The organism is Corynebacterium sp. ACRPQ, from assembly GCF_022347225.1.
GTDB lineage: Bacteria > Actinomycetota > Actinomycetes > Mycobacteriales > Mycobacteriaceae > Corynebacterium > Corynebacterium tuberculostearicum_D.
Window position 1 is genome coordinate 1 of sequence record NZ_JAKRNF010000001.1, and the last position, 12,857, is coordinate 12,857.

At 59.7% G+C, this 12,857-nt stretch carries 12 protein-coding genes and 2 rRNA genes; 8 read left to right on the forward strand and 6 right to left on the reverse strand.

Features of this window, described 5'->3' with window-relative positions:
• The 5 genes from MHY24_RS00005 to MHY24_RS00025 all read left to right on the forward strand — a co-directional run.
• Positions 1-1,513 (forward strand): 23S ribosomal RNA (locus MHY24_RS00005); the annotation flags it as partial.
• A gap of 135 nt (positions 1,514-1,648) precedes the next feature.
• A 5S ribosomal RNA gene (gene rrf / locus MHY24_RS00010) occupies positions 1,649-1,766 on the forward strand.
• 92 nt (positions 1,767-1,858) lie between these two features.
• The gene (locus MHY24_RS00015; RefSeq protein WP_150851690.1) at positions 1,859-2,086 is read left to right on the forward strand and encodes a tRNA 2-thiouridine-synthesizing protein; all 228 of its coding nucleotides are present in this window, start codon (positions 1,859-1,861) and stop codon (positions 2,084-2,086) included.
• Positions 2,086-3,219 carry a hypothetical protein gene (locus tag MHY24_RS00020; protein WP_239227932.1) on the forward strand — a complete coding sequence of 378 codons (1,134 nt, stop codon included), beginning with the start codon at positions 2,086-2,088 and terminating at the stop codon, positions 3,217-3,219. The genes MHY24_RS00015 and MHY24_RS00020 overlap by 1 nt, the downstream gene beginning before the upstream one ends.
• Before the next feature lie 183 nt (positions 3,220-3,402).
• Positions 3,403-4,650 (forward strand): HNH endonuclease signature motif containing protein, encoded by a 1,248-nt coding sequence (locus MHY24_RS00025; RefSeq protein ID WP_239227933.1) that lies wholly within the window; start codon positions 3,403-3,405, stop codon positions 4,648-4,650.
• A 208-nt stretch (positions 4,651-4,858) separates the two neighbouring features.
• Here MHY24_RS00025 and MHY24_RS00030 read toward each other — a convergent pair whose 3' ends face one another.
• Genes MHY24_RS00030 through MHY24_RS00040 form a run of 3 tightly spaced genes read right to left on the reverse strand, consistent with a single transcriptional unit; the run spans position 4,859 to position 9,116 of the window.
• Positions 4,859-5,482, reverse strand: a complete 624-nt coding sequence (locus MHY24_RS00030) for a DUF3239 domain-containing protein (RefSeq protein WP_150851107.1) — start codon at positions 5,480-5,482, stop codon at positions 4,859-4,861.
• Positions 5,479-7,104, reverse strand: coding sequence for a DNA repair helicase XPB (locus MHY24_RS00035; RefSeq protein WP_239227934.1), 1,626 nt, complete (start codon positions 7,102-7,104; stop codon positions 5,479-5,481). Before MHY24_RS00035 ends, MHY24_RS00030 begins: the two co-directional genes overlap by 4 nt.
• The gene (locus tag MHY24_RS00040; protein WP_239227935.1) at positions 7,101-9,116 is read right to left on the reverse strand and encodes a helicase-associated domain-containing protein; all 2,016 of its coding nucleotides are present in this window, start codon (positions 9,114-9,116) and stop codon (positions 7,101-7,103) included. The genes MHY24_RS00035 and MHY24_RS00040 overlap by 4 nt, the downstream gene beginning before the upstream one ends.
• Before the next feature lie 66 nt (positions 9,117-9,182).
• Here MHY24_RS00040 and MHY24_RS00045 point away from each other — a divergent pair, with 66 nt between their 5' ends.
• Positions 9,183-9,368, forward strand: a complete 186-nt coding sequence (locus MHY24_RS00045) for a hypothetical protein (RefSeq protein WP_204609856.1) — start codon at positions 9,183-9,185, stop codon at positions 9,366-9,368.
• A gap of 85 nt (positions 9,369-9,453) precedes the next feature.
• Here the strand turns inward: MHY24_RS00045 and MHY24_RS00050 are convergent, their stop codons facing one another.
• Positions 9,454-10,083 (reverse strand): resuscitation-promoting factor Rpf1 domain-containing protein, encoded by a 630-nt coding sequence (locus MHY24_RS00050; RefSeq protein WP_301332434.1) that lies wholly within the window; start codon positions 10,081-10,083, stop codon positions 9,454-9,456.
• 320 nt (positions 10,084-10,403) lie between these two features.
• Between MHY24_RS00050 and MHY24_RS00055 the strand changes: the two genes are divergently transcribed.
• On the forward strand, positions 10,404-10,784 hold the full coding sequence (locus MHY24_RS00055) for a cold-shock protein (RefSeq protein WP_005323875.1): 381 nt from the start codon (positions 10,404-10,406) through the stop codon (positions 10,782-10,784).
• Here MHY24_RS00055 and MHY24_RS00060 read toward each other — a convergent pair.
• Positions 10,781-11,359 (reverse strand): DUF2771 domain-containing protein, encoded by a 579-nt coding sequence (locus tag MHY24_RS00060; RefSeq protein ID WP_150851075.1) that lies wholly within the window; start codon positions 11,357-11,359, stop codon positions 10,781-10,783. The two genes, MHY24_RS00055 and MHY24_RS00060, sit on opposite strands and share 4 nt — an antisense overlap.
• A 6-nt stretch (positions 11,360-11,365) precedes the next feature.
• On the reverse strand, positions 11,366-12,130 hold the full coding sequence (locus MHY24_RS00065; protein WP_239227936.1) for a glutaminyl-peptide cyclotransferase: 765 nt from the start codon (positions 12,128-12,130) through the stop codon (positions 11,366-11,368).
• 38 nt (positions 12,131-12,168) lie between these two features.
• Between MHY24_RS00065 and MHY24_RS00070 the strand changes: the two genes are divergently transcribed.
• Positions 12,169-12,837, forward strand: coding sequence for a DUF3027 domain-containing protein (locus MHY24_RS00070; protein ID WP_204609848.1), 669 nt, complete (start codon positions 12,169-12,171; stop codon positions 12,835-12,837).
• Positions 12,838-12,857 lie beyond the last annotated feature (20 nt).

The window sequence follows — 12,857 nt, forward strand, 5'->3', positions numbered from 1 at the left end:
TTGGTGGTGTTGATGTCGTGGGGCCTGATGTGTGGTTCAAGTGATGGGGTGACGCAGTGAGGTAGCCACGCCACTTATTGGATTGGTGGTGTAAGCGTGCAGATCGTGTGGTAGGCAAATCCGCCACACATTTGGTTGAGACGTGATGCGTAGACCCAATGGGGTTGATGGTGGTGATCCTGTACTGTCGAGAAAAGCCTCTAGCGATGTGTGTGTATGGCCCGTACCCTAAACCGACACAGGTAGTCAGGTTGAAAATACTAAGGCGTTCGGGTGAACTGTGGTTAAGGAATTCGGCAAAATGCCCCCGTAACTTCGGGAGAAGGGGGGCCTTACGACGTGAAGGTCTTTGCGGCTGGAAGCGTTGTGGGGTCGCAGAGAATAGAGGGAAGCGACTGTTTATCAAAAACACAGGTCCATGCGAAGACGTTAAGTTGATGTATATGGACTGACGCCTGCCCGGTGCTGGAAGGTTAAGAGGACCGGTTAGTCAACTTTGTTGGCGAAGCTGAGAATTTAAGCCCCAGTAAACGGCGGTGGTAACTATAACCATCCTAAGGTAGCGAAATTCCTTGTCGGGTAAGTTCCGACCTGCACGAATGGCGTAACGACTTCTCTGCTGTCTCAACCACAGGCCCGGTGAAATTGCACTACGAGTAAAGATGCTCGTTACGCGCGGCAGGACGAAAAGACCCCGGGACCTTCACTATAGCTTGGTATTGGTGTTTGGTTCGGTTTGTGTAGGATAGGTGGGAGACAAAGAAGCTATCACGCTAGTGGTGGTGGAGTCGTTGTTGAAATACCACTCTGATCGGATTGAGCATCTAACCTTGGCCCATGATCTGGGTTGGGGACAGTGCCTGGTGGGTAGTTTAACTGGGGCGGTTGCCTCCCAAAATGTAACGGAGGCGCCCAAAGGTTCCCTCAGCCTGGTTGGCAATCAGGTGGTGAGTGTAAGTGCACAAGGGAGCTTGACTGTGAGACAGACATGTCGAGCAGGGACGAAAGTCGGGACTAGTGATCCGGCACCTACTTGTGGATGTGGTGTCGCTCAACGGATAAAAGGTACCCCGGGGATAACAGGCTGATCTTCCCCAAGAGTCCATATCGACGGGATGGTTTGGCACCTCGATGTCGGCTCGTCGCATCCTGGGGCTGGAGTAGGTCCCAAGGGTTGGGCTGTTCGCCCATTAAAGCGGCACGCGAGCTGGGTTCAGAACGTCGTGAGACAGTTCGGTCTCTATCCGCCGCGCGCGTTGAAACTTGAAGAAAGCTGTCCCTAGTACGAGAGGACCGGGACGGACGTACCTCTAGTGTGCCAGTTATCCCGCCAGGGGTATCGCTGGTTGGCTACGTACGGAAGGGATAACCGCTGAAAGCATCTAAGCGGGAAGCCTGTTTTAAGATGAGGTTTCGTTAAGGTCCCCTAAAGACGATAGGGTAGATAGGCCAGACCTGGAAGCACTGTAAGGTGTGAAGGCTACTGGTACTAATTGACCACAACAAACACCAACACACTCCGTGTATAGGCAAAACAACAAGATGAAGAAACAGTCACTGTCGTGACCGCGTCCACTATGCAGTATCTGACACAACACCCACACAAAGTGGGCACTAAGAAGGGTTTGTACTAATGCTTCGTATGTTTGTCGGTGGTCAATAGCTGCAGGGAAACGCCCGGTCCCATTCCGAACCCGGAAGCTAAGCCTGCACACGCTGATGGTACTGCAACCGGGAGGTTGTGGGAGAGTAAGTCACCGCCGACACCAAACAACAAAAACAACAAAATACACCAACACTAAGAAGGAGACGGCAAACCACCGTCTCCTTCTTTTTATGTTTTGCTATTCTCCTCACCATGGACCAAAAGCAAATTTCTTATGTGGCGGACCAGGTCGAGCAAGGAATTCTTGGCCTCGAAGGCGTCGATAAGCTGCTGGCTTACTTGGACAGCCTGCATCCGGATGATTTGGCCGGCGTGGATTTCCTGGTTGACCGCATGTTTGAGGAGGAGCGTAACCAAATATGGGAGCTCACGGAAACGCTGAAGGAGTTTCTCGCGGATCTAAAGGAATGCCAGAAGTAGTGCAGACGCTTGACGAAGCAACCAACACCCTTGTAAACCCCTCCGGTTTGAATCTGACTGACCCCGACGATTCACGGGCGTACGCCGACCAGGTGTGGCAGGCGGGTGTGCTTTTGAATGTGGCAATTGATGAGCCTCAACACCTGACCATCCAAGGCGTCAAGTCAATAGAGCCTTACGATATCTTCCCGGTTGCACAACGGGCGCTAGAAGAGGTTCTGCTACAGTTGCCGCTGGTTAATGATCCAGTTAGGTCCGTGATCTGGTGCGCGGGGCGCTTGGCCCAGGAACTACCTCAGGCCGCCCAATTGGCCCAGGTTGACGGTCTGCGCTTGGCCGAGTGGCTTTTGGGCGTTCTCGAGTCGCCGTATGCGGAGCAGGTTTATATCGACCCCGTACAGTACGCGCAGGCTTTAGGGTCTGAAGGCTTCAAAGAGCTGCGCGAGCGTGCGCAGGGTGAGTATGTCGGTCGTCGGTTAGCGGTGCTTTCCGGTTCTGTCGAGGAGGTATTTCGTACCCACACGGACGGATATGAGCAGCTCATTAGCGGGCTTTCGGATATCGGCCGGTTCGACCTTGCTTACACGTACTCGGAAGAAGCGATGCGAATCCTTCCCGCTAAGGAAACGTTCAACATTGCTGGTGGTTGGGCCGCGATTACCGACGTCCATTTTCCTCACCGCAGCCCTTACGTCAATGAGCGAGTTTTCGACGCGTTTGCACGGCTTTCGACAGCGAAAGGTCTTTTTGCGGCGGTGGGGGATAGCGCAGTGGAGCACATCGAGGCTCGGCTGCGCGATAAGCCCTGGGATCTTGCAATGTTTCAGTATCAGTGCCTACGCGATCCGCAACGAGCATGGGCGACAGCCTCGGACGCCGGGCTCCAACGCAATGTGGCAGAACTACTTCTTCCGCACCTGCCGGACCAGACCGTTCCCGTTCTCATGCACCTCATTGAGGACAAGCTGGAAACACAAGATGCCTATGGTCGCGACCAAGCGTATGGGTTGCTCGGGAAAGTTCAGAAGGCAGCTGACCCGGCTTCATTTGAGGACCTCTTAGGTCGCCTACAGCGAAAGTTTGCTGACTGCCCTGAAATTCGCAACCAGCTTGCCGACGCCGCCCAACCCTAAACCTTTGCTTTTACCCCCGTTGCTGGTCGTGGCGCGACTCTGGGGTTCCCTGCGGATTTAGGACACCTTATTCGAACATAAACACCCCCACAAAAGGCACATGTCCACCAGTCGGGATACTATAAAGGCACTCGTTAGAAAATACATACGAACCCTGTTCTTCTCTGCTGGAGTGTCCTGCTTATGACTGCCACACTTGCCCCGCCCGAACCAGATACCACCCTCGACTACCCAGACACCCTCCTCATCGGCGACCACCCCGACACCGATCCCCTAGACGATGGTGATGTACCGGAAGCGTTCTACACCACCAACGCACCCGGCAACCACATCGGCAAAGCCGGCACCTACACACGCAAAACCACCTGGTTCCTCTACCGCGCCATCCTCCCCCAACTAGACGACGACGTCGACCAGAGCCTCACCAGCCTCGCCAAAGACCTCGGCATCTCCTACCACAAACTCCTAGGCTTCCTGCGCGCCCACTTCCGCATGCGCCAACTACCCCTCGTCACCGAAGTCCAAGGACAGCACTGGATACTCGACCTGACCAAACTGCGCATCATCGACCGCGAACTCACCCGCCTAGACAAAAACCCAGACCACCTCGAAGCCATCGACGCCGCACTCGCAGACTTCCTCACCCCCACCACACCCAACCAAACCGTCCCCACCGACGCGGACCTACGCCGCTTCATCCGCACCTTCATCGACACCCACCTGCGCCCCGAAGACAAAGAACAACAACCCGAACCACGCCTGCGCATCAACTACAACCCCGATAACACCACCACACTAACGCTAACCTGCGATAGCGCCACCGCCACCATCATCGCCCGCCACATCGACGCCTACACCAACCAGGCCACCACCACCGCCGCACAAGCACTCATCGACCTCATACTCGAAGACACCCACACCAGCGTTGCCATCAACACGTTTACCACCAACCCCGAGACCAACCTGGTCTTCCACCCCGGAGCCGGATGGATAAACCTCAACCACGCCCCCACAGACAACACCTTCATCCGCCGACTCAACGCCGACGAGACAGACTCTTATACCCCTACCACCGACATCCGCGCCTACACCCAAGGCAGAGACGCTACCTGCCGCTGGCCCGGCTGCACCGTCCCCGCCACCCGGTGCCAACTTGACCACCGCATCGAATACCACCTTGGCGGGCCAACCAGCCCAGATAATTTAGTAAACCTCTGCCAACACCACCACAACATCAAAACCGACCGCAGAGTCCATTACATCCTCGACCCCATTACCGGAACCATCGCCTGGCTCCACCGCGATGGCACCTACCAACTAGACCACCCCACGGGACCATTAGCCACACACCACACCCACTGGAACCACACCTGGGCCCAATACCTCACACACCAACAACAACGAACAAAAAGTAATGAAGGGAAAAGATAGAACCCCAAGCTCCGCGGTTTGATCGCCCAGGCATGGCTGCATGTTCAGTGCTTTACTCGGTTCCTTTTCGAGGGCTACCGAGCTGCAAAGCATGCCCTAAACCGAGTATCCGAGTGCATTGCGCGTTCGCGCTGTCCTTGGCAGGAGATGGGGTATTCGATTCGGGCTGATGAGCACGTGGTAGTGAACCAAATAGCCTTATGGTGCTTTAGAGTACGAGGAGGTCGAACTTCGTGGCCTTCACGTCCGAAAGGCGCTTGCGGGCGCGCTCGAGGCGCTGCCATTCTTCCTGGGGGATGGACTTTCGGGCGATGGTGACGGTTTCGGCGTCGGGGGTGCCCCAAGCAATGGGCATAGGGGTGATTTGCTGCCAGTGGTTGTTGTCCGCGCGGCCGGACACAGCGGCGACGGGAACCTTGGTGCCTACGGTGCGCTGGGTGCCGGGAATAGCGGTCACGGTGCGCAGGCAAGCGGCCCAGCGGGGAGGCAGGGAAGGATCCACGTTGGTGTTGACCAGGGCGAGCAGGACCATGTCGCGCTCGTTAACCTCAGCGATGACAGCCGGAGCGAGGGGATAGGAGTCATAGAGTTGCTGGGCGGTGCCGACTTTACGGGCGGCGGCGAAGCCGACGATGGCCACCATGATTCCGAAAAGGATCATGCCGAGGCCGATGGTAATGCCCCAGGAAAATCCCCACCAGATGGCCGCGCCGCCGATGATGAGCAGGATGCCCAGCACGAGGCCGGAGATACGAAGGCGGTTGGAATCGCGCAAGAGCTCGTTATTGGCCTTGGCAAAGGACTCGTCTACGTCGAACTTGAAGATTTTCATTGTTCCAAGTCTAGTGCGTCGATAAGCCGGTAGGCATATCCCTGCTCGGCGAGGAAACGCTGGCGGTGCACGGCGTAGTCCGCATCGAGGCTATCGCGGGTGACCAGCGAATAGAAGAGGGCTTCTTCTTCCTTGGGGCGCAGCAGCCGACCGAGGCGTTGGGCCTCTTCTTGGCGGGAGCCAAAGGTACCGGAGACCTGGATAGCTAGGGCCGCCTCGGGAAGGTCGATGGAGAAATTGGCCACCTTGGACACCACGAGAACAGGAAGTGTGCCGTCGCGGAATTGTTGGAAGAGGCGCTCGCGCTTGGCGGTGGAGGTGGAGCCGTCGATAACGGGGGCGTCGAGATGCGCGCCGAGCTCTTTGAGCTGGTCGACATAACCGCCGATGATGAGCGCCTGCTGTGGGTGCCGGGCCAGGATCTTGTCCACCGCACGGAGTTTGGCGGCGGCTTGGGCGGCGATGCGGTAGCGGTCGCGAGGTTGGGCGGTGGCGTACAGCATGCGTTCCTCGGCGTCCATATCCACGCGGACCTCGATGCATTCGGCGGTGGCGATATAGCCGGCCATCTCGAGCTCTTTCCACGGGGCGTCGTAGCGCTTGGGGCCGATGAGGGAGAAGACGTCGCCCTCGCGGCCGTCCTCGCGCACGAGGGTAGCGGTAAGCCCTAGCCGACGTCGCGATTGAAGGTCCGACGTCATCCGGAATACCGGGGCGGGAAGGAGGTGCACCTCGTCGTAGATAATGAGGCCCCAGTCGCGGGAATCGAAGAGCTCGAGGGCGCGGTATTCGCCCTTAGTTTTGCGCGTGACCACCTGGTAGGTGGCGATGGTGATGGGTTTGATTTCCTTCTTTTCGCCGGAGTATTCGCCGATTTCGTTTTCGGTCAGGGTGGTGCGGCGCAGGAGCTCGTCGCGCCATTGGCGGCCGGCGACGGTATTGGTAACCAGGATGAGTGTGGTGGATTCCGCCTTGGCCATCGCAGCCGCGCCGACGATCGTTTTGCCAGCGCCGCACGGCAGCACGACGACGCCGGAGCCGCCGGACCAGAAGGCTTCGGTGGCGTACTGCTGGTAGTCACGCAGCTGCCAGCCGTCGTGATTGAGGGCGATGGGATGGGATTCACCATCGACGTAGCCGGCGAGATCCTCGGCCGGCCAGCCTGCCTTGAGAAGGGCCTGCTTGAGGCGGCCGCGCTCGGAGGGCGGGACGGCGATGGAGTTCTCGTCGATGCGCGCGCCGAGGAGTTTTCCGGTAGCGCCGCGGGTAATTTCTTCCAGGATGGGCGGCTCATCGGACTCGAGGATGAGGCCGTGGGCCGGGTGGGCGTGGAGGCGGACGCGGCCGTAGCGGGACATGGTTTCGGCGACGTCGACAAGCAGGGCTTGGGGGACTGGAAAGCGGGAGTAGTTTTCCAGGACGTCGACGACCTGCTCGGCGTCGTGCCCGGCCGCGCGGGCATTCCACAACGCGAGCGGGGTGATGCGGTAGGTGTGCACGTGCTCGGGGGCTCGCTCGAGCTCCGCAAAGGGAGCGAGCGCGGCGCGGGCCTCGGCGGCCTGGGCGTGATCCACCTCGAGCAGGACGGTCTTATCCGACTGCACAATCAATGGTCCATTCATGGCTCCAGCGTAACGGAGGTGATCCGGTGCAAGGGAAACCGGATGGTAGAGCCATCGGCCGCGCGAGCGTCGATCTGCCCGCCCGCCACGGTCAGCGGGGTGACGGTGCGTTTCTTTTCGTTGCCGTTCTTATCCGCATAGCCGATGGTGATTGGCCGGGCAGTGCGCGCGGCGGCGTGGACTACATCGAGGCTGGGCGTGGAAGGCGCGGCGTCGTCGCGCAGGGTGCGCATGGCCTTCGCGATGTCCGGGGAAGCGGTGGCTCGGCGGGCGGTGGGCGTCGGCAGGGTGGCCGGTTCGGGCGCGACTGTAAGGCTGGCGCCGCTTTCGTCCTCTGCGGCAGGGGAAAGTCCGTGATCGCGCAGGCGCTCTAGCAAGTCGTGCACCGGCAATTGGGACACCGCGACGGTGGGCGCGAGCAGGCGCAGGGGCGCCGCCTTGAGCGCAATCTGGAGGAGAGCCGGGTCCTCGCTGCGCAGGTAGGACAGTGCCGGGCCGGAGCGCAGGGTGCCATGGCGCTTGGCGACGTCCCCGATGTGGAACTCCAGCGTCTGCGGCACCTCCCCGTGGGCGGCGAAGAATGCCTGGATTTCCTCCCCAGTCATGCCGCGATCCAGGCCGCGGCGCAGGGAAGCGTCCGAGATGCGGTAGACGCTGGCCAGGCCGGGGGACTCGAGGTCGGCGACTGCTTCGAGCCGCTGGTGGGTCTCCGGATCGAGCGGGCCGGGAACCAGTACCGTCATATCCGCTTGGATGAGGAAGTAATCGACCGTGTCGGGGGTGAGGCGGGCGGCGGCGTCGGGGGCGTCGATAAGCACGCTGGTGGGGCGCTCAAGGGCGATGGCGCCGATCCACTCGGCTTCCGCGCGGAGTTCAGCGATGGTCTCGTCCGAGGTGTGCGTGGCAAAGAGCGGAAAGTGGAAGCGTAGGGATTCTTCGAAGGTGGGCTTCGCGCCGCGCAGGTAGACCTGCAGGACCTTTTGCCTAAATTCCGGCAGCCGGTCATTAGTGTGCGCTAGCGTGCGGCCTTCCTTGGTCCATGGGGAGGCAGTCCAGGCCTCGAGCAGAAGCTGCCATTTTTCCGCGAGGCCCGCATCGAGCCAGTCCTGAGAAAGCTCCGTTGGCGCGAGGAAGTTGCCCTCGAAGTTTTTCGGTTCGCCGCGGCTGAGCAGACGGGCGCTCATGCCGAGCTCAATGAGGCGACGCAGCTCTCCTTCATCGATGGTGAGGGCTTTGCTCAGGTTGGTGAGCTGGCGAACGCCGACGGTCTTGTCCTTGAGCAGTTCTATCGGCCGTGCGCCTAGGGCGTCAATGACGCGCTGCATGCCACGCACGGCGGATAGTCCGGCCGCGGTACCGGCATCATCGGCCTTGGAATTCGGGGCAGGGGATTCGGTGATTCCCTCCACCGGAATCGGTGCGGTGGTTTTGCCGTTGAGCGCAAGGTGCACGGCGCGCGGCAGGCGGACGGTGGTGGCGTCCACGCGCTGGAGCAGCTGCTTGGCGATGAGCCGCGGAATCGGCCGGGCCGGATCCGCATCGATGGCTGCATCTCGCGTTGTGCCCAGGCCATTGGAACGCGACAGGGTCAGGAGAACCTTCCGTTCTTCGTCCGGCAGCTCGGCGATGTCCTCCGGGCTGACCTGGACCTGGTCGAGGAGGGACCAGCCTGTGGGAAGGGCGGGCATGACCTCGGGAGGGATCAGGACGTTGCCATAGGCCAGGCCGCGCTCCTTGAGCTGGCGGGTGATATCCGGATTAAGGTCTTCTACCTCCTCGAGCTCTCCGCCGCGGCGCGCGATGTCTTCGATCTCCGCAAGCTGCCGTGCAGTGCAGTTCATGAGCGCCCGCGCGATAGAAGTGCGCAGTAGCAGGCGGGTAGCCAACGCTGCGATGCTCGGGGGTAGCGGATTGAGCACATCCGACCGGTTGCGGAGGATGGTGGCGAGCTTTTCTTCCTCAAGGGAGGCGAGCCACGTGCGGAAATGCGGAAGGTGGGAAGACTGAGTCATGATGTCACCCCAGTTTAGTTATCGTTTGAGTTACGTTTTTGCGCAAGGTTTGAAATAATAAGGGCTATGTCGAATCAGAAGAAGGGTCACGTTTCCCCGGCTTGGCCGAAGAACGAAAATCGCGAGCACGCAATCACGGAAATCTCTGCGCCTTTTGCTGGTGCGTCCAGCCCCTACGGCGATGATCTGATCTTGCCGATGTCGGCAGAGAAGCTGAACTACGTTCACCCTTATACTCGCATCAATCGCTAGAGTATGTCCCCGCCTTGGTGCGGGGATTTTTCTTTCATACAAAAAGGGCCCATTGCTATTGCAATGGGCCCTTTATCGCTATGTCTTAGCGAGTGATGTTCTCAATCATCTGCGCAATCGGGTCGATGACGTTGCGGTTGGCAGAGTAGAAGTTGTTGAAGTCGTGGCGGTTAGCCTTGTACAGCTCGGTGAACTGCGCAGGCAGTGCCAGGCCGTAGGAGTTAGCGGCGTTCTTGATGGTGTTGTACAGAGCATCAACAGCCAGCTCATCGGACTTCTGAGCGGCAGCCTTCTTGACCGGTGCCGGTGCCTGGGCCGGAGCCTTAGGGGCAGCGGACGGAGCGGTGCGCTGGGTCGGAGCGGAGTTCAGGCCAAGGGAAGCGGAGCAAGCCGGCCATGCGCCCCAGCCCTGGGAAGCAAGCACGCGCTCAGCGACGACAATCTGCTGCTCGCGGGTAGCCTGGTCAGCGGTAGCAGCGAACTGGCCGCCACCATTGGCCTGCCAGGTCTGCGGGTTGAACTGCAGTCCGCCGTGGTAGCCGTTGCCGGTGTTGATGTGCCAGTTGCCGCCGGCCTCGCACTGTGCCAGACGGTCCCAGTCGGAATCTGGGGCAGCGGAAGCGGTCGGTGCCATGATGGCAGCGGCGGCGCCGAAGGCGACGGTGCCGGCGGTGAACTTAGCGGCCATACGGTTCTTAGCGGAGTGGCGTCCCATGTAGTTAGTCCTCTCTGTGTGCCCGCATTAAGTGCAAAAATATGTACCAAAAAGAAAGGGCGGGCGAGGGCAACTTTCTTAACGGCTCTTAAGTGTCTGGGGGACAGCGTAGCGGTTTATAACGAAAGTGTCACGTTATGGGCACTAAATGGGAAAGAAATGAGACAAATGTGGTGGGTGAAAGCCCATTTCCGCAGGTGGGCGGTAATATGTGATCTGTGTCATGTAACGCGGGTGTGTCGCGGCAGAGTGCGCGACTTCTGTTGTTTTGACCAGGCGGCTAAAATAAAGATTTTCCCCTAGAGAAGAGGTGGGTACCTATGCCTATTGGCAAAGTGAAGTGGTATGACGCCGAGAAAGGTTTCGGTTTCGTCAGCAACCCGGGCGATGAAGACGTCTATGTTGGCCGCAACGTGCTGCCCAAGGGAGTAGAGGAACTGTTCCCCGGCCAGCGCATCGACTTCGATTTCGCGGCCGGGCGCCGCGGTCCGCAGGCGCTGCGGGTCAAGGTATTGGATAAGCCGCGTCGCCGCACGCCGGCCCGCAAGCCGGAAGAGCTCGGCAGCATGGTCTCTGACGTGATGACCTTGCTGGAGTCGCAGATTCAGCCGGTGCTCAATTCCGGCCGCTACCCAGAGCGCAAGACTGGGCGCCAGGTAGCAGAAATCCTCCGCGCAATCGCGAAGGATTTGGATAGCTAATTAGAAGCCTTCGTGGATTCCTCCGCGGAGGCTTCTCGTTCTTTATCGGTCATCGTGGTCAGCGACCACACGGTGGCCAAGGGGGTTTCGTCGCCGTTGTCATCGGTGCCGATCATCATGGAGGAAATCTCCACCACCTTGAGGCGGGGGCGCTTGCCGGTAGAGGCCTTGATGGGGTCTACCGAGCCGGGGATCGATACCTCGGTGGTCTCGTTTGCGCCGTGCGCGGTTTCATCGTTGGCGGCGGGGTCATCGTAGATGGAAAGAATCTTCCACTCGTGATCGGAGATTTCTTCGGGGATATCCAGCTTGAGAGTGTCATCATCGCCCACGGTGAGGTTCGGGACCTCGCCTTCCGGGCACTCGCTGCCGGGCTCGCATGCAATGTACGGGGCGACGTCGATGGACTTATCGCCCACGGAGGCGGTGACCTTGATGTCGCGGGGATCGGGACCCGGGCGCTGGTTCCACCAGTTTTGGAAGATCACTACGGCGGCGACGATGACCGCCACGACCACGATGAGGGCCAAGATCTGCAGCAGCGACTTTTTCCTTGCTTCCTTACGGGTTGCCATGGGCCTTTACCTTACTCGAACGTGGAAGAGTTCTTCCCACCGCTTGCCGGTAAGCCAGAACTCATCGTCTTTAATGTGTGCGATGCCGTTGAGGACATCATCGGGGTCGGTATAGCGGGACTTATCAATCGCGTCGGTAGCGATGACGGCGGTTACTCGGCCGGTGGAGGGATCGATGCGGTAGATGTTGTTGTCCATCCAGACATTGGCGTAGACGGCATCGCCCACGCACTCGAGTTCATTGATGTCTTCGAGGGGCTTTCCCTCCAGGGTGACGTCGGTAGTGGATCGCTCCGCGAAGGTCTCTGGGTCCATGTGCCGCAGGGTCGCGGAGCCATCGGACATGAGGAGATCCTCGCCGGTATTGCACAGGCCCCAACCCTCGCCCGAGTAGGTGGCCGTATCTACCTGGCGCAGGTCGTGGTCGTATTTCAGGGCTTGGCCGGACTTCCAAGTCAGCTGCCAGATGGAATCGCCGGCTTGGGTGATGCCCTCGCCAAAGTAGCGCTTATCCAAGCGCGTTTCGGCCAAGGTTTCGCCGGATTCGGGGGAGAAGCGCTCTATGCGGGATTCACCCCACTGGCCGGTGCCCAGGAGCAGGTTGCCGTCCGGATCGGTTTCGAGGCCCTGCGTAAAGGAATTGGGCGGCAGGGAAGCGGTGCCGAGAACCTCGACGGAGAGGTGTTCTACTTCGGGTTCTGCTGGGGTAGAGGAACAAGCGACGAGCGTGCAGGGGAGAAGAATGCAGGCGGCGCGGGAAAGAAACGACATGCACCATATGTACCACCGGGTGCGCTCCATAATGAATAATGAGGGGCGTGAGTAAGCGAAAAGCAAATCCGTTGATCGATTCCCGCGCCGTGCGCATTGCGCGCGAGGCGTTGGATGAGGTGGGGGAAGGGGGCGTCGGCAAGCATATCGGCGTCGCCGGGATGGGCCGAAACGTTGCTACCCACCGATTTGAAGCAGAAATGCCTGGCTACCCTGGCTGGGAATGGCAGGCGGTGCTCGCCTGCGCGGAGGGATCGCGCTACGTCACCGTCAATGAGGTGGCGCTGGTGCCGGGAGGGGAGGCCCTGCAGCCGCCGGAATGGGTGCCCTATGAGGATCGCGTGCGCCCCGGTGACCTCGGCCCCGGAGACCTGATGCCACCGGCCGTGGATGATTCCCGCCTGGATGGGGAAACTTTGTCTAAATCCGGCCTAGAAGACGCCAAGAAGCGCTGGCGCACCGAATTCGGGCCCAATACGGATATGGCGGCCAAGGCGCGCCTGCAATGCCGCACCTGTGCGTTTTATGTGCAGCTGTTGGACAACTATGGCGTCTGCGCCAATGAGTACTCGGCGGACGGCCGGGTGGTGCACTCGCGCTATGGCTGCGGTGCGCATTCGCAGACGCGCGTGCGGGAAGAAAAGAACCCGGAAGTGGCCTTCGATGATGAAAAGCCCATCTTCCAGGATTTTGAAATCGAGGATTAAGGCAGCACACTTATGGCGTA

Excerpts from the sequence above, each read along its gene's own strand:
- MHY24_RS00015 (WP_150851690.1), top strand. The coding sequence starts at position 1,859 with ATGGACCAAAAGCAAATTTCTTATGTGGCGGACCAGGTCGAGCAAGGA.
- MHY24_RS00025 (WP_239227933.1), top strand. The coding sequence starts at position 3,403 with ATGACTGCCACACTTGCCCCGCCCGAACCAGATACCACCCTCGACTAC.
- MHY24_RS00030 (WP_150851107.1), bottom strand. The coding sequence starts at position 5,482 with ATGAAAATCTTCAAGTTCGACGTAGACGAGTCCTTTGCCAAGGCCAAT.
- MHY24_RS00035 (WP_239227934.1), bottom strand. The coding sequence starts at position 7,104 with ATGAATGGACCATTGATTGTGCAGTCGGATAAGACCGTCCTGCTCGAG.
- MHY24_RS00040 (WP_239227935.1), bottom strand. The coding sequence starts at position 9,116 with ATGACTCAGTCTTCCCACCTTCCGCATTTCCGCACGTGGCTCGCCTCC.
- MHY24_RS00045 (WP_204609856.1), top strand. The coding sequence starts at position 9,183 with ATGTCGAATCAGAAGAAGGGTCACGTTTCCCCGGCTTGGCCGAAGAAC.
- MHY24_RS00050 (WP_301332434.1), bottom strand. The coding sequence starts at position 10,083 with ATGGGACGCCACTCCGCTAAGAACCGTATGGCCGCTAAGTTCACCGCC.
- MHY24_RS00055 (WP_005323875.1), top strand. The coding sequence starts at position 10,404 with ATGCCTATTGGCAAAGTGAAGTGGTATGACGCCGAGAAAGGTTTCGGT.
- MHY24_RS00060 (WP_150851075.1), bottom strand. The coding sequence starts at position 11,359 with ATGGCAACCCGTAAGGAAGCAAGGAAAAAGTCGCTGCTGCAGATCTTG.
- MHY24_RS00065 (WP_239227936.1), bottom strand. The coding sequence starts at position 12,130 with ATGTCGTTTCTTTCCCGCGCCGCCTGCATTCTTCTCCCCTGCACGCTC.
- MHY24_RS00070 (WP_204609848.1), top strand. The coding sequence starts at position 12,169 with ATGAGGGGCGTGAGTAAGCGAAAAGCAAATCCGTTGATCGATTCCCGC.